We start from the raw sequence: 772 nt of genomic DNA, 5'->3' as shown, positions 1-772 counted from the left end.
CAAGCCAAAAGCCAAGTAGGAATCGCCGTATGGGGAACGACCCACCTTGCCCCTGGTCCTAGAGTCACTGGCTATACGAATGGCGTAGTTCAAGGCAATGCCATCGATGCTATTGAGCCAAGAAGTTCGATTACGACCCATTACGGTGCCATCGCGCTGAAAATGGTCGGTAACAAAGCAGGCACGGAAAACGAAGCACAGCCCCAAGGCATGCTGGTCGCACAAAATATCATCGGAAAAGCTGCCGCCAACTCCGTCCAATTAGCAGGCATCAGTTCTGCGGGTAGTACGCGCAATACCACCCTTGCCGCCAACCACATCGGAGTGATTGGCAGTAGTAGCCCCGCAGCCCAAGCCGTTTTCGGCAAGTTCACGCACGCCCCCATCACATTACGAGAAAGAGCGAACATGATGACATTTCAACACAATATCATGGCCAACCAGAACGCCGTCATGGTCCAAGACGATAAATACGGCATCCGTTCCGACATGCATCTGGAAGGGTTGACCACCAATCAATGGGAGGATCCGAAAGACAATGCGACGCGCCAACAAGATCAGTATAGTTATGCGATCACCAATGTCCAATGGGATGGCAAAACAGGCATGGTGACAGGAAATGTCGGCAATCAGGTGGGGACAGTCGAAATCCATCAAGGCAGCCGTTCCGATGTGTTAGCCAACAGTCAACAAGCGGTCGCCAATACCTATACCCGCATCAATCCAGCGACACGGACATTTCGTATCCAATCCAACGCCTTGAAAGGAACGA

2 protein-coding genes are annotated in these 772 nt (G+C 52.1%); one reads left to right on the top strand and one right to left on the bottom strand.

Annotated elements, in window-relative coordinates; all coding sequences use genetic code 11:
* Nucleotides 1–140: 140 nt before the first annotated feature.
* Nucleotides 141–374 (bottom strand): hypothetical protein, encoded by a 234-nt coding sequence (locus tag EP57_RS16840; RefSeq protein ID WP_149028036.1) that lies wholly within the window; start codon nt 372–374, stop codon nt 141–143.
* 34 nt (nt 375–408) lie between these two features.
* Between EP57_RS16840 and EP57_RS16835 the strand changes: the two genes are divergently transcribed.
* A partial coding sequence (locus EP57_RS16835; protein WP_149028035.1) for a hypothetical protein occupies nt 409–772 on the top strand: 364 nt, incomplete at its 3' end.

Origin of the sequence: Listeria booriae (assembly GCF_000766865.1) — a bacterium.
GTDB classification, from domain to species: domain Bacteria; phylum Bacillota; class Bacilli; order Lactobacillales; family Listeriaceae; genus Listeria_A; species Listeria_A booriae.
The sequence above is the reverse complement of the archived record's forward strand: the minus strand, read 5'-3'. Positions and strand labels throughout refer to the sequence as shown.